Below are 26,592 nucleotides of genomic sequence, written 5' to 3'. Positions count from 1 at the left end.
TTTTGTTGCTTTATTTTTTACCTGAAAATATATTTATTAAAAATATTTCAAAACCAACTAAGGGTATTGGTATGCTTTGATACGCTATAGTGTAAATGCCACAAACCAATGCAAAACCTATCTACTGAGAAATTAAAAGAATTATCGGACAAATGGTTGAGAGGAGCCATAACGCCCGAAGAGCTTGAGCAACTGGAGGGTTGGTATAACCAACACCCCCAGGGCGACTTAAGATGGCAGGCGGGAGACGCCGATGAAGAGCAACTGCGAGAGAGGCTTTTATATAACATTACCGAAATGCAGAAAGCTGAGGCGCAGGTATTGCGCCCGCTTTACAAAAAGCCGTTAGTGTATCAGATGGCGGCAGCACTGATTTTGGCATTCGGCGTGGTTTTTTATTATTTACCAGCTACGCGTAATAAGCAAATTGTTAATGAAGAATTTCAAACAAAAGTAAATGCGCCAGTCTCAAATCCAAATCAGGCGATCTTGACGCTGGCTAATGGAAAAAAGCTGATACTAAATAAATCAGGCAACGGTTTGATAGCGAAACAAGGTCATACCGAAATAAAAAAAACGCAGGATGGTAAACTGTTATACGCAAATACTGACGCGGCAGCAGATGCTAAGCCCGAAATAAACATGATAAGTACGCCTGCTGGTGGTAGTTATCAAATAACATTACCCGACGGCAGTAAAGTTTGGATAAATGCGTTGACGGAATTAAAATTTCCGACAGCTTTCAGCGGAAAGGAACGCGTGGTTGAATTAAATGGCGAGGCCTATTTTGAGGTCGCGAAAAATAAGGCGATGCCTTTTAAAGTAAAAATGACCAACAATACATCTGTACAAGTATTAGGCACCCATTTTAACATAATGGCTTACGATAATGAGCGTAGTATCAACGCTACTTTATTAGAAGGCTCGATAAACATCCGGAAAGGAAACCAAAGCAAATTGATGGTGCCGGGCCAGCAGGCAACTGTTACTGATGAGATTAATCTGAAAGAAGTAAATGCAGATGAGTCGATAGCTTGGATAAACGGTCTGTTCAGCTTTGATAAAACGGATATACATACCGTGTTGAGGCAAATAGAAAGATGGTATAGTGTTACAATTGAATATGAGGCAAAGGTACCTGACCATCAGATAACCGGATACATATCGCGCAGTTCAAATTTACCTGAGGTGGTAAAAATGCTTGAACTAAGTGGTGTTAAGCTAAAGATTGAAGGAAAGAAAATTAAAATATTTAACAATTAAAAGATATGGGACCATGAACTGAAAATAAAGCTCATGAAAAAACCGGAAATGTACCACCACTCCCGGTTAAATGATTGAGGGTAAACAAAGAAAACGTTCGAAGCAATCTAATATTTAACCCTAAAGCGATACAAAACTATGCAATTAAATGCTACTTGCACAACTGACCATGTAAAATTTTACAAAGGGCCAGGGCCGGCGGCGTTATTAAAAGCGCCAATTGCAAGCCTATTAAATCCAAACGCGGCGCCCGCCCGGCAAACAACCACAGCTTTTAAATATAAAAGCGCCCTCAAATACATAATAAAAACTATAGCAGCTTTTGCTATTGATAATAAGTTACTGTTACAGATGAAGATAATTATTGCGCTGCTATTTATTGGATTTATGCAGGTGCACGCAAGTACGTCGGCACAAAACGTTACTATTAATCAGCGTAACACCTCTATTGAAAAAATACTTACTGAGATAAAGCTCCAAACAGGCTACCTTTTTGTGTACAATCCTGAGTGGATGAAGCTTTCAAAAAAAATAGACATTAATGTAAAAAATACCCCTTTAAAAGACGCGCTGGATATTTCATTTGCTAACCAGCCGCTTACCTATAGCATTATAGACAAAACAATTATTGTACAGCTAAAAAAGCCATCACCGGCAAATTACGTGGCGCCTGTAAACGTCGATATATCGGGCCAGGTAAAGGACGAAAAAGGTGAAGCGCTGCCGGGTGTCAGCGTAATGGTTAAGGGCACACAAATTGGCACACAGACGGATGTAAATGGTAAGTTTTCATTACGTGTACCTGAAAGAAGTGTGCTGGTTTTTAGTATGGTGAGCTTCAAAAGCGTGGAAATTGGTATTGATGGCAAACGCGTGTTTAATATTACGCTTGAAGAAACAAAAAGCCAGTTAAGCGAAGTTGTAGTATCCGGCTATACAGTACAAAACAGATCAGAATTTACAGGATCATCGGCTCACATCAGCGGTAGTCAAATAGCCGAGCGCCCGGTTACCAGTTTTGATCAGGCGCTTTCCGGACAGGCGCCCGGTATTAAACTTACATCATCAAGCGGTTCGTTAAACTCGCCACCGGTTTTCAGGGTCAGGGGTACAAACTCTATCACCTCAAGTGCTTACCCGCTTATTATTATTGATGGGGTACAGGCTTTTACAGGTAACGTAGGCAACTCAGCCGAAAACAACCCCTTGTCAACCATTAACCCTGATGACATTGAATCCATTGAAGTGCTTAAAGACGCGTCAGCAACAGCCATATATGGTTCAAGAGGTACAGATGGGGTAGTAGTTATTACCACCAAGCGTGGCAAAGCTGGTAAAATGAAGATAAATTATGATACCTACTTCGGCATGCAGAAAAAACCTAAACTACCTGAATTACTTAACTCGGTTGATTACGTTACTATAAAAAATGAGTCGTTAGCCAATAATGGTACCGCGCCGGGTTTTTTCCTGCAAAAAAATCCTGATGGCAGCAATGTAGAAACAAACTGGTATGACTACGTATATCAAACCGGTCATTCGCAAAACCACAACCTAAGCCTTTCAGGCGGCACCGGTGATACACACTATTTCTTCTCGGCCTCGTATACCGACCAAACCGGTTTCCTGGTAAAAAACACGTTTGAACGTGGCGGCACCCGCTTTAACTTCGATACCAAATTGACAAAAAACATCGTCGTTGGCTCTAATATTTCTTATACAGACGCACTAAATAACAACTTAACCAGCGGTTTTAACAATGCCTTTGGTTTAAATAATCTGGTACGCGAATCGATGGTGTTGCCGCCTAACATCTCGGCATTTAACGGCGATGGTTCATACAACCTAAGTGGCAGCGGTATAGGCGCAGGCGCAAACACCATATTAACGGGTTATTATAACCCGCTTCCGCAGTTGCAGCATGATAAATTTACGTCAGAAAGTAAATCGCTGTTAGGTAATATCTTTCTGGAATGGGAGTTTGTAAAAAACTTAAAAGCCAAAGTTAACTATAGCCTTAATGATTTAAACACCGTAAACATGGGCTTTAGTAACCCTTACCAGGCGGGCGGTTATGCAACCAATGGTTCGGCTACCAACACCAGTGCGCTAAACCGTCGCACTGATTTCTTAGGTCAGTTAACTTACAGCGGCACCATTGCCGAGAAAAACCACATCAGCGCATTAGCGGCTTATGAAGATATCTATTCGCTCGCCTCATCATGGGGTGTAACCAAAACTAATCTTACAGACCGCTATTATGAAACCTTTTTCGGCGCATATTCAACCGTAAGTGGTTCAACGGCGTCATACGGCGAAAATGGCTTACGCTCAATTTTTGGTAGCGTAAATTACGATTACGATAAAAAATACCTGTTAAGCGCAAGTTTCCGTCGCGATGGTTACTCTGCACTTGCCAATAAATGGGGTAACTTCCCCGGTGTATCCGTAGGCTGGAATTTATCTGAGGAAGGTTTCTTTTTAAACTCATCTATTGCTAAAACTGTATCCATGGTGAAATTGAGAGCCAGTTACGGTATAACGGGTAACATTAGCGGTGTTAGCAATTATGCATCATCGTCGTTGTATGCTTCCGGGGTTTATGGTGGCATAGCAACGTTATCCGCTTCGCAAATTGGTAATGCCGATCTGAAATGGGAGACCAGTAAAAAAACTGATATCGGTATAAATATCGGCTTATGGAATAACCGCATCATTTTAGATGCTGATTACTTTAACAATGCCGACGATGGTTTGATATTGAATGTACCACAAGCGGCTTCAAAAGGTATTCCAAATAACACACTAACTGAGAATATTGGCACCATGTACAATCGCGGCTTCGAGTTTAATATCGATGCCCATATCATAGACCATGCAAAATTCAGGTGGAAGGCTAACTTTAACATCAGTACTTTAAAAAACAAAGTAACCTCATTAGCTCCGGGTGTTAATGATATCTGGACGAGCAGTTTAGAAACCTCAAATATTACCAGGGTTGGCTCACCAGTAGGCGCCATATACGTGGTTAAAACTACGGGCGTTAATCCGGCAAATGGTTTGCGTACTTATTTAAACAAGGCTGGCGAAACAGTACAATACAGCCCGGTGAGCGGCAAATGGACGCACCTTGATGGTACAGCGGCCTCGGCACTTGATGCTTATGCCGACGGCGTAGTAATGGGTACCACCTTACCAACTTATTATGGCGGCTTAAATAATACTTTCACATATGGCAACGTAGATCTGGCTATTAATCTTAGTTACTCTGGCGGTAACCAAATCTACAACGGTACCAAAGCTACGCTGTTAGATAATCGTTTCTTTAATAATGAAACGCTGATATTACAACGATGGACACACCCCGGACAAGTAACTGATATACCTGCGCTGCATTACAATGATCAACAGGCCAGCGGCTCGGTACTGCCAAACTCTTTTAACGTTGAAGATGACAGCTACCTCAAATTGAGCTACGTTTCATTAGGATATAGATTTCCTGCAAGGTATTTTACTAAACTGCATATAAGCTCGCTTAGACTGTACGCTGCAGCCAGCAACTTTATCCTGTATACCAAATACACCGGTTCAGATCCTGAAATATCTGCCAATGCCGACTCAAATACGGCGGCAGGCCACGATAAAAACTCCGTTCCGGCGGGCAAGACATTCGTGTTGGGATTAAATGTTGGATTTTAACGATTAAGGCAATGAAAAAGATAAAAACATATAACCAAATTATACTAAAGGGTTCTTTGTGCTTTGTAATGATGTTTAGTGCATTGTCATGCAAAAAGAATTTACTTGACCCAACTATCATAACAAGTATTGCAGACAAATCAGCATTTGATACCCCTGACCGAATACTGGCACAGGTAAACGGCTTATATGCTAGCTTGAAAAGCGGTCAGTTTTATGGGGGCAGGCTTATCATATACAATGAGTTGCGTGGCGATGAGTTTATTATGAACAAACCCAATATTGTAACCGGCCAGCAAACCTGGAGCCAGTCGGTAAACTCCGGCACCAGCGAGGTTAACGGCTTGTGGAGTGCAGGCTATGCCACTATAAATTCTGTTAACACATTTTTGGCCGGCCTTGAGCTTAATAAAAGCAAAGTAAGCGCGACCTTATACAGCAACTACAGCAGCGAAGCTAAATTTTTGAGAGCGCTATGTTACTTTGCGCTGGTACAAACCTATTGTCAACCCTATGCCAAAGATCAGGGGGCCAGCCTGGGCTTACCCTTACGTTTGCAGCCCGAAATTTCATCGGCAGATAATCTGCTGGCCCGGAGCACCGTGGCTCAGATATACACCCAGATCATCAGCGACCTCAATGCTGCCGAGGCCGGTTTACCCGCAAGCTATGCCTCAGCTTCCTTAAATACTACACGTGCAAGTGTAAATACAGCTATAGCTTTAAAAACCAGGGTATACCTGGTAATGAATAAATACGCCGATGTAATAACAGAGGCCGGCAAAATAGTTTCGGCCGCGGCTCCTTACACGGCGCCCACCGGTGTTGCCAACAAAATGGAGGCTAACGTGGCCACTGTTTTTGGAGGCAGCTATGTAGGGCCCGAAGCTTTACTTTCAATGCCTTTTACGCCGACCGAAACCCCGGGAACTCAAAATCAGTTGGCCTATTACTTCAATATTTCACCGGGCAACGGCGAGTTTTATCTTAACGCAGGCGGTATCATTTCAGACCCGGTTTATTCGTCTGCGTCAACCGACGCGCGGAAAGGTTTTGTATTTACCAATACCGGTCAAAAATGGCTATCCAAGTACAAAGTAGCCTCAACCTATTCAGATTACGTACCGGTAATCCGTTATCCGGAAGTTTTACTCAACTATGCAGAAGCGCTGGCTCAGGCAGGCGATCCGGCCAGCATAACTAAAGCAATCTCCTTACTGTCGGCGGTTAGAACACGTTCAAACGCCGGGTATGTTTTCCCTCCGGCCAGCATAGCTACACAAGGCGCTTTAATAACTACCATTCAAACTGAAAGAAGAATAGAGTTTTTAGGGGAAGGCTTCCGTGTGCCTGATCTGCAGCGTTTGCAGCAAACATTGCCGTCAAAAACAGCAGCATCGGGCACAGCGCCTGCCGTAGCGCCTACAGAAAATAAATACATCTGGCCTATCCCGGCTAATGAAACATCAATCAATACTTTGTGTGTACCAAACCCTTCATAAATCAATTAAAAATATTCTTATCATGAAATTACAACTATTACTATTTACCGGGATGGTTGGCTTGTGCCTGAATTCGTCTGCACAGGATGCGCCACCCGCCGGCCGCAGTACCCGGGGGCTTACCGGTGGTGGCGCACGCGCCGGTGCTGAGGCCGGGCCTGCAACAAGTATCGCTGCCGTAACGCAGAATATGAAAAAATTTGATGGCTACTTTCCGTTTTATTATGACGAAAAAACGGGCCGCGTTTTACTTGAGATTGATGCTGAAAAATGGGATGCCGAGTTTCTTTACTTCAAATCGCTTACAGATGGTGCCGGCCGTAGTGCCGAAAGAGGCCAGGCCAGCGATGCGGTTGCCAAGTTTGTTAAAGTTGGCCCTAAAGTAATGCTTGTTGAACCAAACTATGCTTATCGGGCTATTACTACCAATGTTGACCAAATAAAAGCGGTAGAAAATGCTTATCCCAAATCTGTTATCTGGGGGTTTGCACCAGTAGCTGTTGAAGGAGATAAGGCACTGATTGACCTGACCCCATTTTTAATTCGCGATAGCCAAAACATTGGCAGCCGTTTAGGCAGCCCGGGCTTTGGCGAACCGGGAGGTGGCGGCGGTCGCGGTGCTGGCCGTGGTGCCCGCGCGGGTATAGGCGCAGCGGGTGCTGGGGGCGGTTATCGCATTGACGAAAGTCGCTCGGCCGTTTACCTGCCTAATACTAAAAACTTCCCAAAAAACTCTGAGTTTGAGGCGCTGATTACATTGGTAGGCGGATCTGGCGGCGGTGGTGGTTTTGGTGGCGAACGTGGGGCAGGTATTGCTCCTGATCCATCAGCAGTTACTGTAAAAATGCACCAGGCGTTTGTTGAATTACCTGACGATAAATACAAGCCAAGAAAATTCGATTCAAGATCATCATTCAATGTTTTTAGCTATATAGATTTTTCAGCCTCGCTTGATCAGCCGGTTGAGAAAAAGTTTACGCGCAGGCATCGTCTGTTTAAAAAAGACCCTAACGCTGCTGTAAGCGAGCCGGTTGAACCGATTGTTTATTATGTCGACCGCGGCGCACCTGAAATGGTAAAGAAAGCCTTGATTGAGGGCGGCTCGTGGTGGAACCAGGCTTTTGAAGCAGCAGGTTATAAAAATGCCTTCATTGTTAAAGAGCTTCCTGAAGGCGCTGACCCTATGGATATCCGTTACAACGTAGTAAACTGGATCAATCGTGCTAATCCCACACGTGCTTTCTCTTCAGGAGCTTCTTACATTGACCCACGTACCGGCGAGATCATAAAAGGTGTGGTTACGCTGGGCTCTGACAGGCACAGGCAGGACATGTTGATCATGGAGGGCTTATTGCAGCCCTATGTGGACGGCAAACCAATGGACAAACGCCTGGAGCAAATTGCCTATGCACGCTTAAGGCAACTGTCGGCACACGAAATTGGCCATACATTGGGTTTTACGCACAACTTTGCTGCAAGCGAGAAAGATCGTGCTTCGGTAATGGACTATCCTTTTCCGCGCCTTACCATGAAAGCCGATGGCAGCATCGATGTTTCTGACGCTTATGCAAAAGGGATCGGCTCGTGGGACAAACGTGCCATCATGTGGGGCTACAGCGATTTTCCAAAAGGAACTGATGAGAACGCCGCGCTCGACAAGATCATGAATGAAACCCTGAAACTGGGCTTTAAATATATTCCGGATATCGGGGGTTATACCCACCCTGCATCGCATCAATGGGACGACGGCCCGGACCCGATTGCCGAATTGGATAAGTTGATGAAGATCCGCCGTCATGTATTGGATAATTTCTCTGAAAAAGCCATCAAAAAAGATGCGCCGTTGACAACGCTGAATGAAGTATTGGTTCCTATTTACCTGTTACATCGTTACCAGATTGAGGCTGTAGCTAAATCGGTTGGTGGTTTATATTTTACCCACGCAGTAAAAGGCGACGGCCAGGAGCCTACCAAAATGGTTGACCCGGCTGTACAGTGGAAAGCGTTTGACGCGCTGATGAATACAGTGTCGCCTGATGCATTGGCATTGCCTGATGAATTGATCTCTAAAATACCGCCGCGCCCAACCGGTTATCCGGCAACTGTCGAAATTTTTACCGGTAATACCGGCCCGACTTTCGACCCGATTGCCGCTGCCGAATCTGCCGCGACGGAGACCATTTCATCGCTATTAAACTCAGAACGTGCGGCGCGCCTGTTAGAGTACCACGCTCGCGATGCCAAACAACCGGGTTTTATAGCCATAGCTAACAAGTTGCTTGACGAAACCTGGAAAGCGCCTTTGCAACCTGGATATAAAGGCGAGTTACAGGTAATGGTGAATAACCTGACCCTGAAATATTTATTAGCGCTGGCGGCCGACAGTAAAGCCTCTGAAAACGTAAAGGGCCAGGCATTGCTGGAAATTGAAGAGTTAAAAGATTGGATGACCGGCAAACTGGCATCTGCATCTGCCGAGCAAAAGGCCAATATTCTTTACGGCCTTGATGAAATTGCTGAGTTTAAATCGGCGCCTTCAAAATTTGAGATCGAGCCGGGCCAGGAGATGCCTCCGGGCGCACCGATTGAGCCTGACATGACATTTTTAAATAACGATTTTGATTTTTAAATCTTAAATCGGTTAACGAATGAACAGTAAAAGATCAACAGTAAACAGCAGCCTCGTGCTGCTGTTTACGTTAATGGCATTTAGATTGAGCGCGCAGAGCTTTACTATGGAGCAGGTTACCAACTACCCATTCCCGCGCGAACTGACCAGCTGCGTCAAAGGCTCAAAAATTGCCTTTACTATCGAAGATAAAGGCAAGAGAAATATTTATGTAGCCGGCGGACCGGATTTTACCATCCGTAAACTAACTGGCTACCGTATGGATGACGGGCAGGAAATTACTAGTGTAACCATATCCAACGATGGCAAATGGGTGGTGTACGTACGAGGCGGCGAGCATAGCGGCAACCGAGATCGCAGTGTCATAGTAAACCCCGCAAATTTGCCGCAGGCACCCAAAATACAAGTATGGAGCGTCGCTTTTACAGGTGGCGTGCCTAAGTTACTGGGCGAAGGCGATTACCCGGCGGTTTCACCAAAAAGTGATCGCGTGGCGTTTATTAATGATAACCAGGTTTGGGTTGCATCTATTAACGGGCTGAAAACCGGCAAGCCAATGTTTGATGTTAAAGGCGATTGCAGCGCTCTGCAGTTTTCGCCGGATGGTTCAAAGCTGGCTTTTGTGTGCGACCGTACCGATCATTCATTTATTGGTGTTTATATTAACAATAATACCCCTATTCAATGGATCGAGCCTTCATTTTCGCGCGATGCCTCTCCACGGTGGTCGCCCGACGGAAAGAAGATCGCTTTTATACGTACCCCGGGAATTGATCTGCTGGCCGCTGTTGCAACAATACCCGGTACCCAGGGCCCGGCTACTGCACTGACAGGTAGCGGGCGAAGAAATCTGGCGGCGCAAACAAAAACTGTAGCAGATATGCCGGCCGCAACCCCGGCCGTAGCACCCAGAGAGGGTGGTAGCAGGGGTAGTATGCAGCCCTGGGCCATTTGGACAGCAGACGTAACCACCGGTAAGGGCGCACCGCTTTGGAAGGCGCCGGCAACCGCCAGAGGCTCTTTTCCCGGTATTGATGGCGGTGCCAACTTGCATTGGGCCTTGAACAATAAGTTGGTATTTATGTCCTATACCGACGGATGGCCGCATGCTTATTCCTTAAACACATCGGGTGGGGCACCTGTGTTGCTTACCCTTGGCGATTATGAGGTGGATAACCTTAAGTTAAGCAGCGACGGCCAGTGGATCATCTACGCAGCCAACACCGGGCCCGATAAAAAGGAAGATATTGACCGCCGGCATATCATGCGGGTATCGGTAACCAACCCCGTCCCTGAAATGCTGACTGCCGGTACCGGGCTCGAAACTTACCCTGTACTAACCGGCGACGGCGCTGGTGTGGCCATGTTCAGCTCGAACGGGCAACGACCATTAACAGTTGCCGAAATGCCGCTGGCCACCAAAAAGATCAAGCTGATTGGCGAAAAATTATTGGCTGCCGATTTTCCTTTAAAACAAATGGCCATACCACAGCAGGTTATTTATACATCGCCTGATGGTACTATTGTACATGCCCAGTTGTATAAACCGGTAAGCGGCCCCGCCAAAAAACCGGCTATCTTATATATTCATGGTGGCCCGCAGCGGCAAATGCTTTTGGGCTGGCATCCTATGGATTATTATTCTATCGATTATTCCCTGAATCAATACCTTGTGGGACTAGGTTTTGAGGTGCTTGCTATCAATTATCGTAACGGTATTGGGTATGGTTATGATTTTAACCGCCCGTCGGCGCAAGGTGCCAATTATATTGATTGCAAGGCCGGTGGCGAATGGTTAGCTGCGCAGCCCGATATTGATACCACACGTCTAGGTGTTTACGGTGGATCTGCCGGTGGCGCCTTAACGGCAACGGCGCTGGCGCGCGACTCAAAATTGTTCAAAGCGGGCGTTATTATCCACGGTAATTCACAAGAGTCGCTGGATAACTGGACCTCGCCAACTATGATCATTCATAGCGATGACGACCGTAATGTGGCCTTCAGTTCGGGTGTTTCGTTGATCCGCAGGTTTGAATTGAAAGGAAATCCTTATTTTGAGTACATGGCTATTCCCGGCGACTCGCATCATTGGATGAGTTATGCCGACATTGTCAAAGTAAACAGCGCCGCTGCAGACTTTTTAAAAAGAGAACTGTTAGAGAAAAAATAACCGATTAATAATTTTAAGATCAGGAATACTTGATATGATAAAAAAGCTTTATATAATTTATTGCTTGCCGGTGTTGCTGCTCGCAGGGCAGATTTGCACTGCTCAGCAAGCATCATCCCCCTATAAAAAGGGCATGGTGGTATGCGCTTATCCCGATGCGGCTAAGGTTGGTGTAGATATCATGAAAAAAGGCGGCAATGCCATTGATGCTGCCGTGGCGGTTCAGTTTGCCCTGGCGGTTGTTCATCCCACTGCCGGTAATATTGGCGGCGGCGGCTTTATGGTATATCGCGCAGCCGATGGAAAAATCAATACGCTCGATTACCGCGAAAAAGCCCCATCTGCAGCTAAAGAAAACATGTATCAGGATGCCTGTGGCAACGTGATTAAAGGCATGAGCCTGACCACGCATCTGGCTTCAGGTGTACCGGGCTCAGTTGACGGTATGTTTGAGGCGCATAAAAAATACGGTAAACTAAAATGGGCCGACCTGGTACAACCAGCTGTTGACCTGGCTGCTAAAGGTTTTATAATTACCGAAAGGCTGGCTGCCAGTTTAAACGGTACCCGGGCCGAGTTTATGCGTCTTAATCCCGGCAAACATTATTTCATAAAAGATTCTTTATGGAAGAAGGGGGATATTTTAAAGCAGGAGGACCTGGCTCATACCTTATCATTAATTCGTGATCGTGGCCGTGATGGTTTTTATTCAGGTGACGTTGCAGCTAAACTGGTGGCCGAAATGCAGGCCGGCAAGGGCATTATTACGGCAGAGGATTTGAAAAACTATCATTCGGTTTGGCGCACGCCGGTTATTGGTAAGTATAAGAGTTATAAGATAATTACCATGCCCCCGCCGTCAAGCGGCGGCATTGCGTTGCTTCAGTTACTGCATTCAGTCGAAAAATATCCGCTAAGCCGTTATGGGCACAATCGCGATTCTTCGGTTCAGCTTATGGTTGAGGCCGAGCGGCGGGTTTATGCAGACAGGTCAAAATATCTGGGCGACCCCGATTTTTACAACGTGCCGGTTGATAGCTTACTGAAGCCCGCTTATATAGACACGCGCATGAGCAATTTTACTTTTGCACATGCTACGCCGAGCAGCGAAGTTAGTTCGGGTACTTTTGTGGGTTATGAAAGCGATCAAACAACACACTTCTCCATCGTTGATAAACAAGGGGCGGCGGTATCTATCACAACTACTTTGAATGGCTCGTTCGGGTCAAAAATAGTTGTCGGCGGTGCCGGATTTTTGTTGAATAATGAAATGGACGATTTTAGCTCGAAACCGGGCGTACCTAACATGTACGGACTGATTGGCGGTAAGGCCAACAGTATTCAACCCAACAAAAGAATGCTTTCATCTATGACGCCGACCATAATTGAAAAAGGTGGGAAGTTATTTATGGTAGTCGGTACGCCGGGGGGATCGACCATTATCACATCTGTATTTCAGGTTGTCATGAATGTTTTGGAGTATAAGCAAAATATGCAGGAAGCTGTTGGCTCCAAACGGTTTCATCACCAATGGCTACCCGACGAAGTAGCTGTAGAAAGAGGCGCACTAACCGACGATGTGATTCAGGTATTGGAACAAAAAGGATATAAGCTGGTTACGCGTGGCTCTGTAGGACGGGTTGACGCCATATTGATACACCCGGACGGTTCACTTGAAGGCGGTGCCGACCCCAGGGGAGATGATAGTATATCAGGCTGGTGATAATAACAAAAAGAGCAACCTTTGGTTGCTTTTTTTGTGAAAGGCTTTGTTATTTGTTATAGGTGTGAAAACGCCAGCCGCGTTGGAGGCTCTGCTGTTTTGCCTGGTGTTAGTAGCGCGTTGCCGCTTAACCTCAGTATTGTCAGGCGCCAGCTTATGAAAAACTGGCACCAAAATTTCTGAAAAATTTTCAGTGGCAATTGAAAAGATTTGTCCGAAATAGCATTGTTAAGCTCTGGCACATGCCTTGAAACAAGGTTATTGGTTCAAAAATTTGCAGTTATTATGGAAACGCCGTTTTATTTATTATTTAGCTTAAAAACGCCGGATGGCTATGACACGTTCGGTGAATTTACCGTGGGTACAGACCGGGAGCTGACTTACGCACTTTTTGACAGTTTGAAAGGTGATAAGCAATTACGCGAAGATTATCATTTTCATATTGATTTAATCGAGACCGTTAATGCTCTCCCGGAGAAGATCAGAAGTAAATGCTGTAAGCTGGATCAGTTGGGAGAAAACATGAAGTTAATCGCCCGTGAAGTGTATCGTCAAAAAAATCTGGATGAATGAATTGTTAAAATTTAACAAATTTTAACAATTCAGCCCGCTATTTTAGTTGGCAAAAAAACGTTTGCTGTTTAAGTTTGCCTACCAAAATAATTGCTGATTAATGGAAGATTCAATAAATACAACGTCGCAACCTGCGTCATACTCGACAGACATCAGGGCGATCAACGAGATGATACAGCGTGAAAGCGCATTTGTCGATCTGCTTAAACTGGAGATGGACAAGGTGATAGTAGGGCAAAAGTACATGGTTGACCGCCTGCTTATAGGTTTGTTAGCCGATGGGCACATTCTGCTGGAAGGCGTTCCGGGCTTGGCGAAAACCCTTGCTATAAACACGCTTGCCAAGGCTATTCAGGCCGATTTTAGCCGTATACAATTTACGCCCGACTTGCTTCCTGCCGACGTGATCGGTACGATGATCTACAATCAGAAAAAAGAAGAGTTCATTGTTCGTCAGGGACCGATTTTCTCTAATTTTATTCTGGCCGATGAGATTAACCGTGCCCCGGCAAAAGTACAGAGCGCTTTGTTGGAAGCTATGCAGGAGCGCCAGGTAACCATCGGCGAAAAAACCTTTGCGCTGCCGAATCCTTTCCTGGTGCTGGCTACACAAAACCCGATTGAGCAGGAGGGAACCTACCCGCTGCCCGAAGCGCAGGTTGACCGTTTTATGCTTAAAGTGGTTATAGGCTATCCAACTAAAGAGGATGAGAAACAAATTGTGCGCGCCAACATAGCGCCGCAAGGCATGCTGAAACCAAACCCGATTATAAAGCCTGAAGACATTGTACGTGCACGCAAAGTAGTGCGCGAGGTGTACATGGACGAAAAGATAGAGCAATACATCATTGACATTGTTTTTGCGACGCGTTTCCCTGAGCAATATAAGCTGCCTAACTATAAAAACCTGGTAAGCTATGGAGCGTCGCCGCGTGCGAGTATTAATTTAGCGCTGGCTGCTAAGGCGTACGCATTTATTAAGCGTCGCGGCTATGTTATACCTGAGGATGTTCGCGCGGTTTGTCATGACGTATTAAGACACCGTATAGGTTTAACGTACGAGGCTGAAGCCGAAAACATGACCAGCGAGGACATCATCACCGGAATTTTAAACGCAGTAGAAGTACCGTAGGGAGTTGATAGTCCATAGTCGATAGTCCATAGTCAGTAATTGAATAACTATCGGCCATGGACCGTGAACTATGGACCAAAAATCATGGCTAAAGACACGCAGGAATTATTAAAAAAGGTACGAAAGATAGAGATCAAAACCCGTGGATTAAGTAATCACTTATTCTCGGGCGAGTATCACTCTGCTTTTAAGGGGAGGGGTATGGCCTTTAGCGAGGTGCGCGAGTACCAGGTGGGAGACGAAATCCGCACCATCGACTGGAACGTTACCGCTCGTTTTAATCACCCTTACGTTAAGGTGTTTGACGAAGAACGCGAACTGACGGTAATGATACTGATGGACGTAAGCGCCTCTGAAAACTTCGGCACCCAAAATCAACAAAAGCAGGATCTGGCTACTGAGCTTTGCGCGGTGCTGGCTTTCTCTGCCATACAAAATAACGATAAGGTGGGCGTGATATTTTTCAGTGATAAGATTGAAAAATTTATTCCGCCTAAAAAGGGACGCAGCCATATCCTGATGATCATTCGCGAACTGATTGACTTTAAGCCCGAAAATAAAGGTACCGACGTAGGCGTAGCTTTGAAATATTTTACATCGGTCATTAAAAAGAAATGTACGGCTTTTATTATTTCAGATTTTATCAGTCCGGCGTTTGATAATGAATTGAAGATTGCCAACAAAAAGCATGATATTATTGCCCTGCGCCTGTATGATAAGCATGAAGAAGAATTCCCTGATTTGGGCCTGATTCCAATCCGTGATGAAGAGTCGGGCCAGTTGTTATGGGTCAATACCGGCGATAAGGACGTCCGCGCGGCGTTTAAAACTGAGGCTAATAAGCGTAATGCAATATTGAAAGACACCTTCAGTCGCTCGGGCGTTGATGTGGCCGCTATTGGTACGCATGAAACTTACGTGAAACCTTTAATGAACTTATTTAAAAAACGGGAGAGGAAGAGGTGAGCTATAAAAGACTGTTTTTTAATTACATCCTGCTGCTCCTTATTTTGGTTGGCAGTGGCGCCTCGGCACAAAATATACAGGTTGACGCCCGCCTGCACGATTATACTATTAAACTGGGCGACCAAACCAAACTGTTCCTGGTGGCTACGCAACCGGCAAAAGCCCGTGTTGATTTTCCAAAACTAGGCGACACCATTACCAGCACCGTACAGGTAGTTAGCACCGGTAAAGCCGACACCGTTATCGACCAAAAAAACAAAGGTCAGATCACCGTTACACAAAGCTATGTTATTACCAGTTTTGATGCCGGGGTACATACCATGCCGGCTTTTAGCTTTATTGTAAACGGCAGCACGCTTAAAACCGGCGAATTAACCATACAGGTGCAAAATGTAAAAGTTGATACCACAAAATCTATTTATGATATTAAACAGCCTATTGCGGTAAGCTATACCATTTGGGATTGGCTGCACGACCATTGGGTATGGATTGTTATTGGTTTGCTGGTTGTTGGCGCAGTTGTAGGCTTGGGCTATTATCTGGGTAACCGAAAAGCCAAACAACCGGTAGTTGAAGTAAAAAAGCCAACTATACCGGCGCATACCGTAGCTATTGAAAAACTAAAGGCTTTACAAACTAAAAAGCTATGGCAGGCTGGCGAAACCAAACTATACTATAGCGAACTGACGGATATCCTGCGCGAGTACCTGGAAAGACGCTACGGTATTAAAACCTATGAAAAAACTACTGAGGAGATCATCACTTCATTAAAGTCAACCCAACTTAATGCCGATAATCTTGGCAAACTGCAACGCATATTGGTAACGGCCGATCTGGTGAAATTTGCCAAAGAACAGCCTGCTCCGCATGAGAATGACGAGGTGCTTGAAAAATCGCTGGATTTTGTGGTGAAAACGCAGCAATCGGCAACGCCTGCAGCAAACACAGAAGGAGGTAACGGTGCAACTGTTTAAGAGCATAGAATTTGCCAATCCGTTTTTTTTGTGGTTCTTATTGCTGATACCGGCCATGATAGCCTGGTACATCTGGCGACAAAGAAAGCTTTACGGCTACCTGAATGTATCAACCGCTAAAGCTTTTACGGTACCTGTAAAAAGCGTGGTGCCTAAGCTAAGGCTTTTGGAAATTGTATTACGATCACTGGCTTTGGCCGCCTTAATCATAGCGCTGGCACGCCCCCAAAGCTCGTTAAGTTGGCAGGACACCACAACCGAGGGTATTGATATAATCATCGCTTCTGATATATCGGGCAGTATGCTCGCCGCCGATTTTCAGCCTAATCGCCTGGAGGCCGGTAAAAAAATTGCGATCGATTTTATTAAAAATCGCCCCAACGACCGTATTGGCCTGGTAATTTTTAGCGGCGAGAGTTTTACGCAGTGCCCTTTAACTATTGACCATTCGGTATTGATAAACTTATATAACGATATCCATTACGGTATGATTAATGATGGTACCGCCATTGGCATGGGCCTGGCTACTGCGGTTAATCGCTTAAAAGACAGCGAAGCTAAAAGCAAGGTAGTGATCTTACTGACCGATGGCTCAAACAACATGGGCTCAATACCGCCTATAACCGCCGCACAAATAGCTAAACAATTCGGCGTACGTGTGTACACGGTAGGCGTAGGTACCAACGGTTATGCACCCTTCCCGGTGCAAACGCCTATGGGTATCCAGTATCAGCAGGCTTTGGTTGATATTGACGAACCTACCTTACAGAAAATTGCCGACATAACCGGGGGCCAATACTTCCGCGCCACCAATAATAACAAGTTGAAAGATATTTACGACCAGATTGATAAACTGGAAAAAGCCAAGATTGACGTAACCCAGTATCATAAAAAAACAGAGATGTTTTTGCCATTGGCCATATTGGCTTTGGTACTGTTGGGACTTGAATTTATAGTAAAAAATACTGTACTGAAAGGAGCATTAACCTAATGTTTCGTTTTGCACACATAGCATATTTATGGGCCCTGGCTGCTATCCCGGTGTTTGTCCTGTTGTTTATCTGGGTAAGCCGATGGAAAAGTAAGGCCCTGAACGCGTTTGGTAACAGAAGCGTAGTTAACAACATTGTTGCCGACGTATCTTTCACCGCTCCGCGCTTAAAGTTTATTTTGTTTTTGGTGGCTTATGCGCTGCTGGTTGTTGGCATTGCCGACCCGCAGATAGGCTCAAAAATAGTAGAAGAGAAGCGCAAAGGCGCCGATTTGATGATCTTGCTTGACGTATCCAACAGTATGCTCTCGCAGGATATGTCGCCTAATCGTTTAGAGAACGCTAAACAGGCCATCGCGCAGCTAATTGATAATTTGCATAGCGACCGGATTGGCATAGTAGTATTTGCCGGCGAGGCGTACGTACAGCTGCCAATGACCACCGACTACTCGGCCGCCAAGTTGTTTTTAAATACCATAAACCCAAGTATGGTGCCTACGCAGGGTACTGCTATCGGAGCTGCAATTGATTTGGGAATGAAATCGTTTGATTTTAACGATGGTACCGGCAAATCGATGATCATTATTACAGATGGCGAAAACCATGAGGACGATGCTGTCGCGGCAGCAAAAAATGCACTGGATAAGGATGTTACCGTTAATGTAATTGGTATGGGCTCAGAAAATGGCGCACCGATACCAATTTATCAGGGCAATCGCCAGGTGGGTTATCATTTGGACAGTGCCGGCCATACCGTAATCAGTAAACTTGACGAAAGTATGGGCAAAGAAATTGCGGCGGCAGGCAATGGTATTTACGTACGCGCTACCAACTCAAACAGCGGCATCAATATCGTTATGTCGCAGATTGAAAAAATACAGCGTAAAACCTATGATGCTAAATCATTTAAAGATTTTGAGGACAGGTTTCAGTTTTTTCTGGCAGCAGCACTGCTGTGTTTGGTCGCCGAGTTTTTTATTACTAACCGCAAAAGTTTGAGGTTAAGCAGGTTGAAATTATTTGAGGTGAAGAATCCATGAAGCAGTTAGCAATAATTTTGATATCGCTGTTTTCGAGTTTGACTGTGTTGGCGCAGCAGGAGCGTAGCTATGTAAAGAAAGGCAACGATCTTTATCAGCAGAAAAAATATAGGGAAGCTGAAGAAGCTTACCGTAAGGCCGTAGCTAAAAAAGAACAAAATATCCCGGGAAACTTCAACCTGGGCGACGCACTTTACAAACAAAAGCAGTTGGATAAAGCAGGTGAACAATTTGCTAAAATTGCCGAATCAAGTAATAGCAAAACTGTAGCTGCCGGGGCATATCATAACCTGGGCAATACGTTACTGGAGGGTAAGAAATTAGAAGAAAGTATTGAAGCTTATAAAAAAGCTTTATTGAACAACCCAAAAGATGATGAAACCCGCTATAACCTGGCTTATGCTCAGGAAATGCTGAAAAAGCAACAACAGCAAAACAAGAATAATAAAGACAAGAATAAAGACCAGAACAAGCAGGATCAGAATAAACAGAACCCGAACAATAAAGACCAGGACAAAAAGAATAACGATAAAAATAAAGATCAGAGCAAACAGAACCAGGATAAGAAAGATCAGCAAAAACAACAGCAGCAGCAAGATCCGAACAATATCTCGAAAGAGGATGCGCAACGCATGCTGGATGCACTGAATAACGACGAAAAACAAACTCAGGACAAGCTAAAAGGTAAAAAAGCGCGCGGTACAAGCGGACACCCCGCCAAAGACTGGTAAATTTATAGCCGTTGTTACGGCCAAAACCATGAAGATAAAGTACTACATATTAACCCTATTGCTGCTGGTATGCACGCAAATATTTGCTCAGGAGGTAAAATTTGTGGCGCAGGTAACCAAGACCACGGTAGCTACGGGAGAACAATTTGAACTGATATTTACTGTTAACGGCGATGCAGGCAGCTTTAACCCGCCTGATCTGAGCGACTTCCAGCTATTGAGCGGCCCCAACACATCAAACAGTATGGAGTTTGTAAATGGTAAGGCCACCTCAAGCTCGTCTGTTAGTTATATTTTGACGCCTGTTAAGATAGGCACATACACCATTGGCCCGGCAACTGCCGTAATTAACGGTAAAAAAATGACGACCAATACTATCAGGATGACGGTGGTAAAAGGTCGCCCTGTACAGCAGCAAAGCCGTGGTATGGGCGGTTTGGATGCCCAGGGTAACCAGCGTAATACCGACTTGTCTAAATTGCTCTTTTTACGGTCGGACATTAACAGGAATAATGTTTACCAGGGGCAACCTATTATTTTGAGCTATCGCGTTTATACCCGCGTTGATATTTTACAAAGCCAGGTGAGCAAGCTGCCCGATTTGACAGGTTTTTGGAACGAAGATGTTAAGAGTGCAGGCCCGGCATCTTTCCGTATAGAAAATTATAAAGGCCAGCGTTATAACGTAGCCGATGTTAAACAGATTATTCTATTTCCAGATCACGCCGGTAATATTACTATCGATCCGTTTGAGATGAATTTTGTGGCCCGTGTACAAAGCGCGCCGCGCGATTTTATGGATCAGTTTTTTGGAGGTAACGAGCAGGAAGTTAACTATCCGGCCAAAAGTTTGCCCGTAGTGGTACACGTAAAACCATTACCAGAGGCCGGCAAACCGGCGGGTTACAGCGGCGCTGTGGGTAAGTTTACTGTTGAGGCTTCGATAGATAAAACAACGCTCAAGGCTAATGAAGCCCTGAACTACCGGATTAAGATCACCGGGGCAGGCAATATCAAATTATTGAAAGATCCGAACCCGCAATTCCCGGCCGACTTTGAAAAATACGATCCGAAGATGACCGATTCGGTTAAAGAAACTGCCGACGGCGTTTCAGGCACCCGTGTTTACAATTACCTGGTTATACCGCGGCATCAGGGCGATTTTACCATTGCGCCCGTTACCTTTTCGTACTTTAACCCGGAAACCGGCAGGTACATAACACTCACCACCAAATCGTACAAGATCCATGTAGAAAAAGGTTTAAACGAGAATAATGTTACCTCGTTATCTGGCGACGACAAGGAGGACGTTAAACTGCTAAATAAAGACATTCGCTATCTTAAAACCGGCGATGCTGGTTTACATGAACAAGGGGATGATTACTTTGGTTCGGCAGGTTTTTATTTGTTATTGTTATTAGGGCCAATTTTGTGTGTGGTGGCATTTATAATACGCAATCAACTTCGTATAAAAAATGCCGATGTGGCTGGCGTTAAAAGCCGGCGGGCCGGTAAAATTGCTGCCAAACACCTGGCCAATGCCAGCAAAGAGTTGCAGGCTAATAATATTCAGGCTTTCTATGAGGCTGTTTTTAAAGGCTTATATGGCTATTTGAGCAATAAGCTGAATATTAGTTATGCCGATCTGGACAGAGATAAAATAGCGACCGCTTTGCGTGCAAAATCGGCTAAGGAAGAAACCATAGGGGAGTTGCTGGAGACACTTGACCTGTGCGAAATGGCCCGTTACGCACCGGTAACTCAAATATCGGCACAACAGGTTTTTGAAAAAGCAAAAAGGATTATAAATGCTATTGAAGATGAAATTTAATCAAATCAAGCTGATGTTTTGCTTTTTGGCAATGATGCTCGTGCCGGTATTGGTGTTTGCTGCCAACAGCCAGCAGGAGCAATTTGAGAAAGCCAATAAACTTTATGACAATGGCCGGTACAAGCAGGCTATCGATGCTTATAATCAAATCTTAGGTGCCGGATATCAATCGGCTGCGCTATATTTCAACCTGGGCAATGCTTACTACAAAGACGGCGAAATGCCCGAAGCGCTGTTAAACTATGAAAAGGCGCATCGCCTTGCTCCGGGCGACGATGATATTAATTTTAACATTCGCCTGGCTAATTCAAAAACAGTTGACAAGATAGACGAAGCCCCTGAATTTTTTCTGAGCAAGTGGTGGAAAGGATTTATTCTGCAACATGCTGCCGATAGCCTGGCAACTACGGCTATTATTTTGTCGCTTATCGGTTCTGCTTTATTGATCTGGTATTTCTTTGCTTTGGCGGGCGGTGTAAAAAAGTTTGCTTTCTTCAGCTCGCTTATTTTCTTTTTTCTGGCAATATGTACGGTGGTTATTGCCGCAAGTCAGGTAAGCTATTTTGAAAATAATAAACAAGCTATTGTTTTTACTTCAACTGTAGACGTAAAAACAAGTCCGGCAGAGCGCGTATCAACAGCATTTGTACTGCATGATGGTACTAAGGTAAATGTATTGGGCAATAACGGCGGAGGCTGGTTAAAGATCAGGCTGGCCAACGGCAACGAGGGTTGGATTAAAACCGGGGATGTAAGAGAAATATAAGTATTGCCCCTGGAGTTGCTAATCCTAAAGTGTAAATTCAATTCAGTATTAACCAGCAATAGTGTAAACTTTTTTAGGACGGGTCAGGAAAAAATTACTGTTTCACCTTGGGTGTTTCACTCATTTTTCGCCTCTTATAATAAAATCATTTAAATAACTTATAATAAGTAAGTTATAGAGATTATTTAAAGTTTTACTACTGTTTCAAAGTGTTTCACCACGTTTTATTAAATACCTGAATATAAATATTTTAACTCATTTTGCTGTTTCAAAGTGTTTCATATTTTAGTGAAACACTATAAAAGAAAAGCCCCTGAATATCAGGCATGATACTCAGGGGCTTTTTATGATTAACTAACCTTAGTTATAGATGAAACTACCATCGCCGCGGCGCTGCATGTTTTTGCCGTTATGTTGCGGTCGGCCGCCCCATTTTTGCAGGTTAAGCCGCAAGCCAACCAAAAAGAAGCGACTGTTGGTGTTGGAGATAGTGCTGATCTGGCCACCATTAACAACCTGTTGCTGAATGAAGTTATTTTGGTGCAGTAAGTCGTAAACATCGAAAGTTACCACCAGGTTTCTTTTCTCCAAAAATTCCTTCTGGAAACCCATATTAATTACCAGCGGATTAGTACTGTTTCTGACACCGCTTACAAAGTTTTTGCTGGCGTCATAATTGATCTGGTAGGTTTGAAAGAAGTAAAACTTACCGTCAACAGCCAAACGGGTAGTTGAGTACAGGGTAGGGAAAGCGCCATCTAATGTACTAAAGCCGCGTGTTAAATTATAACCTACGTAAGGGTTTACCTCAATGTTATCGTTTGGATTAATACGCGGGCCGAAGCGGTTGTTAAATGACCAGGTAGTGGTATGAAACAACAGGTCGTTTTCTTCAGCTGTCGCATAGTTGTAATTCACACTGCCGTTTAAAGATAAGTTATATCTTCTGTCATCCAGCTGTTTAGATATACTGTAACCGGTACCCCACGCGTATGAGCCGTCAAGGTTGATGAAATGTACTTCACGATAAAATTTAGTAGTATCAGTTGGTATTGGTAAATTGAGCGTGTTGGTGGTTACCTTATGTGTATACAAGTTAAGATAACCATTAATGCTGATGTTAAACCTTGAGTTTGCCAGGTAATTATTGTAGGAACCGTTGATAGAATGGTTAAAGCCCGGATCAAGATTAGGGTTACCCACAATAACATTTAATGGGTTACTGCGGTCTGTAAATGGCTGTATCTGACCAAAGTCCGGATCAATATTGCTACCGTTATAGTTTAACTGAAAACGTTGTGTTCGCGACCATGAATACGAAAATCTAAGCGCTGGTATCACTTTAAAATTATGTCGCGAAGTGGACGCATTTTGAGCGGTTGTGTTATTAAGCTTCGTTCCGGCAAGGTTATAATTAATAGCTGTGGCGCCGATAGACATATTAACTTTTTTACTATCCAGGCGATAATTTATGGTATATCTTGACTGGACTATATTAAAGTTATATCTGCTGCCGAGGTCTGGCCTTGGTACCAGTTTGCCTGAATCGATTTCGGTTTGTTGCGAATTAGCTGCATTTTCTGATCTCGACCAGTTACCGTTGAATTCTAATAACGAGATCAAACTTAACGGCTCCGTATAAGTAGCAGAACCTGAATAAGATGTGTTTTGATTGTGTCTGTTAATCAATAGGTTAACCAATGAGTCCTTTTCAGGCTGGTAACTATTTAGAGTACTATCTGCGTAATATCTGTAATACTTATCGGTAATTTGATTGGATCGATTTTCATTATGCGAATACCCGAGGTTAACAGATATGTTTCTCTTAGGCTTTTTGAAAAGGTGTACCCAAAGGGCATTTGCGCCATAGTTTTTACCATCACTGGTGTTGCTGCTTTCACCACTGCTCAACACGTGATTAAATGCGGGCCTGCCGTCATTATAGGAGTAGTCATCAATTTCATTACGCTTGTAGTTGTTTGAATTTGATGAATTAGAAACACCAAAAGATGGGTTTACCTGAATAAAATTTAGGCTGTCCGCCTGTATATCTATTTGAAAGTGTCCGTTTTGACCGTTACTATGGTTTTCATTACTACCCTGCTGGTCAAAATATTGAGGACCGCCCGGGGCCTTGTCTGATTTTGCCGTAACAAAGTTACCAAACTGATGATTTATCGAATTATTATTGTTATACCAGTAGCCATAGCTGGTGTTTACCTGCACCTTTTTGCTCCATTGGTCGCGGTAACTAACTGAAGGGGAGCCGGTGTATGTATTACCAGGGTTGCCGCCGCCTATGCCATCAACCGTGCTTTTAGCATTGCCAATCAAACTTATAACCTGGTTGCCGTCAATACGTTGAACTGATACGTTAGCATCATAACGGCCATTATTACCGGCTTTGTCTGTGGTTCTTCCGGTGATACCTACTGATCTGTCGGGTTTGGTTGTAATATTTAGGATTTTTTCCGGTAACCCGGTTTTTATACCAGTACGCGCCGCTTGTTCGCCATAGTCATCGACAATCTGTATTTTCTCGACAATATCAGCAGGTAAATTTTTAATAGCCTGGGCAACGCTGCCGCCTGCAAACTCTTTACCGTTAAGCTTGGCGCGCACAACATTTTCGCCCTGATGCACTAATGAACCATCAGAGCCAACCTCCATACCTTCCATTTTCTTCAATAACTCATCAACAGTTGAGTTTGCGCGTACTTTATAGTCAGAGGCGCGATATTCAACGGTATCAGTTTTGTAAGTTACACTCGGTGTGCCGTTAATTTTCACCTCGTTAAGTTCGTTAGTAGCATCCTTTAAAGTAATAGGATCAAGAACGAGCTTTTTAGCGACATCGCTATTTAGATACTTTTTTATAAATGTGGTTGAGCCTATACTGCTTACGGTAAGATTAAATGTTGCAAGCTTCACATCCTTAAAAACAAATACGCCATCTTCGTTTGTTGCCGTTTTAAGGGTATCTTTTGCAGATTTTAAGGTTACCAACGCACCGGGAACTGTTTCTCCTTTTGGGTCCTTTACTACGCCGCTTACTTCGCGCGAGGGCAGCGGTGGGGGTAAGGGTTTATTCTGGGCAGATGTTTTGCCATAAATAGATAATACCAGTGCTATAAGAGCTAAAAGTCTCTTCATATTGATTCTGTAGATATAAGGTTATTTTTTGTAGATAGGGTATTATGGTTTAGCTAAAGTGTATTTGCCCCAAAAGTCGGTTGGTGTCAGCATATCCTGATAGTCTATATTGGTACCGCCGCCACTACCGCGTCCACCACGCCCGCCGCGACCACCACCGCCGCCACCAAAACTGGCGCCGTTTGGCAAAGGCAGACCATTGAGAACTATGTGGTAAGCAAATTCTTTAGGCTGGTCTACAGTTAAGCCAAGTTCTTTAAGCGGGATAGCAATTTCGCATATTATAGCGTCTTTGTCGTCAAACCCTACAGCCGATTTGATACTGTATTCGTTATAGATAGAAATCAGGGTATCGGTAATGTCTTTGAAACCTGTTACTTTAATTTCCTTGGCGGCATCAATCAATTGTTTATGTGCTTCGGCAGTCATGGCTTTTTTAGCAGAATCTGTTAAGTCTGCATTTCTCCCAAAGCCACCAAAGCCGCCACGCCGAAAACCACGGCCGCCGCCCCTGTTAACTACCGGGTAAGTTAAACTAAATGCATTGTCATCTTTCTTTTTGTCAGCAGTATTTATAATGATATTGATACCACCTGCTTGTATTTTGGCAATATTGGTTAGGTCGGTCGACTTAGCTATAAAATAGAGGTATTTACTATCATTTGCCAAGGTGTAAAAAAGTTTAACCGACTTATTGTAAGCTTGAAAAGCGGCAGGCCATTCAGATAAATTTCCGTCTATTTTGGCATTAGCAGGGGCAGCTACACTTCCTTCCTGTACCGATTTTAATTTGTCCTGTGCACAAACTTGCATCAGCCCTAAAGCTGTAAAAAACGATAAGAATACAATCTTTTTCATAAAGCTCCCTTTTTTAGGATTGGTTGACTGCGAAATTACATCGAAGTTTAATCAATAGGGTATATGTCATATAAATGTTGCTTAACGCCCAGATGCCTGCCTGCAAGCAACAATGTAAATTGATCTGTATATGACGGCAAAAAAAATTATTTAATTGATTTTGAGGGCGGGACGAATAGAATTCAAATTCTTTTTAAAAAATATTTGCAACAACGTTTTTAAACACTACTTTTGCATTCCCTTTCGGGATGTAGCGTAGCCCGGTATCGCGCCACATTTGGGATGTGGAGGCCGCAGGTTCGAATCCTGCCATCCCGACAACAAGCGATACCAAGTAGTATCAAAACCCTCTAAATTGTATAATTTAGAGGGTTTTTTTATGACTATTTAAATTATTATAGTTCTAAAGTAGCCTCTAACACCAAACTTCTACTTGCCTTTTCGCAACTGCTTTTTAGTCCGTAAAATTGTTCATGCGTTTTTACTGCAATCGGTATTGCTTGTAACTTATGTCGTGTTTCAATCCGTTTGTCGCAAATGAATTTGCGTTGGCGGGGATTAAACCTTTAACCGGCGTTTTATGATAACTTC

Annotated in this window: 17 protein-coding genes and 1 tRNA gene; 16 read left to right on the top strand and 2 right to left on the bottom strand. The window is 44.1% G+C overall.

Annotated features, from left to right (window positions below; all coding sequences use genetic code 11):
- Positions 1 to 108: 108 nt before the first annotated feature.
- The 15 genes from ACFS5N_RS04500 (at position 109) to ACFS5N_RS04430 (ending at position 21,990) form a co-directional block, all read left to right on the top strand.
- Complete coding sequence (locus tag ACFS5N_RS04500) at positions 109 to 1,263, top strand: FecR family protein (RefSeq protein ID WP_377182669.1); 1,155 nt, start codon at positions 109 to 111, stop codon at positions 1,261 to 1,263.
- Between the two features lie 351 nt (positions 1,264 to 1,614).
- On the top strand, positions 1,615 to 4,962 hold the full coding sequence (locus tag ACFS5N_RS04495) for a TonB-dependent receptor (RefSeq protein WP_377182667.1): 3,348 nt from the start codon (positions 1,615 to 1,617) through the stop codon (positions 4,960 to 4,962).
- 11 nt (positions 4,963 to 4,973) lie between these two features.
- On the top strand, positions 4,974 to 6,464 hold the full coding sequence (locus ACFS5N_RS04490) for a RagB/SusD family nutrient uptake outer membrane protein (protein ID WP_377182665.1): 1,491 nt from the start codon (positions 4,974 to 4,976) through the stop codon (positions 6,462 to 6,464).
- 22 nt (positions 6,465 to 6,486) lie between these two features.
- The gene (locus ACFS5N_RS04485; RefSeq protein WP_377182663.1) at positions 6,487 to 9,093 is read left to right on the top strand and encodes a zinc-dependent metalloprotease; all 2,607 of its coding nucleotides are present in this window, start codon (positions 6,487 to 6,489) and stop codon (positions 9,091 to 9,093) included.
- Positions 9,094 to 9,112: 19 nt separating this feature from the next.
- Entirely contained in the window at positions 9,113 to 11,263 is a 2,151-nt protein-coding gene (locus ACFS5N_RS04480; RefSeq protein WP_377182661.1) for a S9 family peptidase, read from the top strand.
- A 34-nt stretch (positions 11,264 to 11,297) separates the two neighbouring features.
- Positions 11,298 to 12,986 (top strand): gamma-glutamyltransferase, encoded by a 1,689-nt coding sequence (gene ggt / locus ACFS5N_RS04475; protein WP_377182659.1) that lies wholly within the window; start codon positions 11,298 to 11,300, stop codon positions 12,984 to 12,986.
- 285 nt (positions 12,987 to 13,271) lie between these two features.
- Positions 13,272 to 13,559 (top strand): hypothetical protein, encoded by a 288-nt coding sequence (locus ACFS5N_RS04470; protein WP_377182657.1) that lies wholly within the window; start codon positions 13,272 to 13,274, stop codon positions 13,557 to 13,559.
- A 100-nt stretch (positions 13,560 to 13,659) separates the two neighbouring features.
- Positions 13,660 to 14,691 carry an AAA family ATPase gene (locus ACFS5N_RS04465; protein WP_449289009.1) on the top strand — a complete coding sequence of 344 codons (1,032 nt, stop codon included), beginning with the start codon at positions 13,660 to 13,662 and terminating at the stop codon, positions 14,689 to 14,691.
- Between the two features lie 84 nt (positions 14,692 to 14,775).
- Complete coding sequence (locus ACFS5N_RS04460; RefSeq protein WP_377182655.1) at positions 14,776 to 15,657, top strand: DUF58 domain-containing protein; 882 nt, start codon at positions 14,776 to 14,778, stop codon at positions 15,655 to 15,657.
- Entirely contained in the window at positions 15,654 to 16,631 is a 978-nt protein-coding gene (locus ACFS5N_RS04455) for a hypothetical protein (RefSeq protein WP_377182653.1), read from the top strand. Before ACFS5N_RS04460 ends, ACFS5N_RS04455 begins: the two co-directional genes overlap by 4 nt.
- Positions 16,618 to 17,622, top strand: a complete 1,005-nt coding sequence (locus tag ACFS5N_RS04450; RefSeq protein WP_377182651.1) for a vWA domain-containing protein — start codon at positions 16,618 to 16,620, stop codon at positions 17,620 to 17,622. Before ACFS5N_RS04455 ends, ACFS5N_RS04450 begins: the two co-directional genes overlap by 14 nt.
- The gene (locus ACFS5N_RS04445; protein ID WP_377182649.1) at positions 17,622 to 18,662 is read left to right on the top strand and encodes a vWA domain-containing protein; all 1,041 of its coding nucleotides are present in this window, start codon (positions 17,622 to 17,624) and stop codon (positions 18,660 to 18,662) included. Before ACFS5N_RS04450 ends, ACFS5N_RS04445 begins: the two co-directional genes overlap by 1 nt.
- Positions 18,659 to 19,393 carry a tetratricopeptide repeat protein gene (locus ACFS5N_RS04440; protein ID WP_377182647.1) on the top strand — a complete coding sequence of 245 codons (735 nt, stop codon included), beginning with the start codon at positions 18,659 to 18,661 and terminating at the stop codon, positions 19,391 to 19,393. Before ACFS5N_RS04445 ends, ACFS5N_RS04440 begins: the two co-directional genes overlap by 4 nt.
- A 28-nt stretch (positions 19,394 to 19,421) precedes the next feature.
- On the top strand, positions 19,422 to 21,224 hold the full coding sequence (locus ACFS5N_RS04435) for a BatD family protein (protein ID WP_377182645.1): 1,803 nt from the start codon (positions 19,422 to 19,424) through the stop codon (positions 21,222 to 21,224).
- Positions 21,214 to 21,990 (top strand): tetratricopeptide repeat protein, encoded by a 777-nt coding sequence (locus tag ACFS5N_RS04430; protein WP_377182643.1) that lies wholly within the window; start codon positions 21,214 to 21,216, stop codon positions 21,988 to 21,990. The genes ACFS5N_RS04435 and ACFS5N_RS04430 overlap by 11 nt, the downstream gene beginning before the upstream one ends.
- Positions 21,991 to 22,350: 360 nt before the next feature.
- Here the strand turns inward: ACFS5N_RS04430 and ACFS5N_RS04425 are convergent, their stop codons facing one another.
- Positions 22,351 to 25,143: an outer membrane beta-barrel protein gene (locus tag ACFS5N_RS04425; RefSeq protein ID WP_377182640.1), complete on the bottom strand. Its 2,793-nt coding sequence runs from the start codon at positions 25,141 to 25,143 to the stop codon at positions 22,351 to 22,353.
- Between the two features lie 42 nt (positions 25,144 to 25,185).
- Positions 25,186 to 26,001: a hypothetical protein gene (locus ACFS5N_RS04420; RefSeq protein ID WP_377182637.1), complete on the bottom strand. Its 816-nt coding sequence runs from the start codon at positions 25,999 to 26,001 to the stop codon at positions 25,186 to 25,188.
- Positions 26,002 to 26,245: 244 nt separating this feature from the next.
- On the opposite strand from ACFS5N_RS04420, the gene ACFS5N_RS04415 reads away from it, so the two are divergent.
- A tRNA-Pro gene (locus ACFS5N_RS04415) sits at positions 26,246 to 26,319 on the top strand.
- Positions 26,320 to 26,592: the final 273 nt, after the last annotated feature.

This window comes from Mucilaginibacter ximonensis (assembly GCF_042686265.1).
GTDB lineage: Bacteria > Bacteroidota > Bacteroidia > Sphingobacteriales > Sphingobacteriaceae > Mucilaginibacter > Mucilaginibacter ximonensis.
The sequence above is the reverse complement of the archived record's forward strand: the minus strand, read 5'-3'. Positions and strand labels throughout refer to the sequence as shown.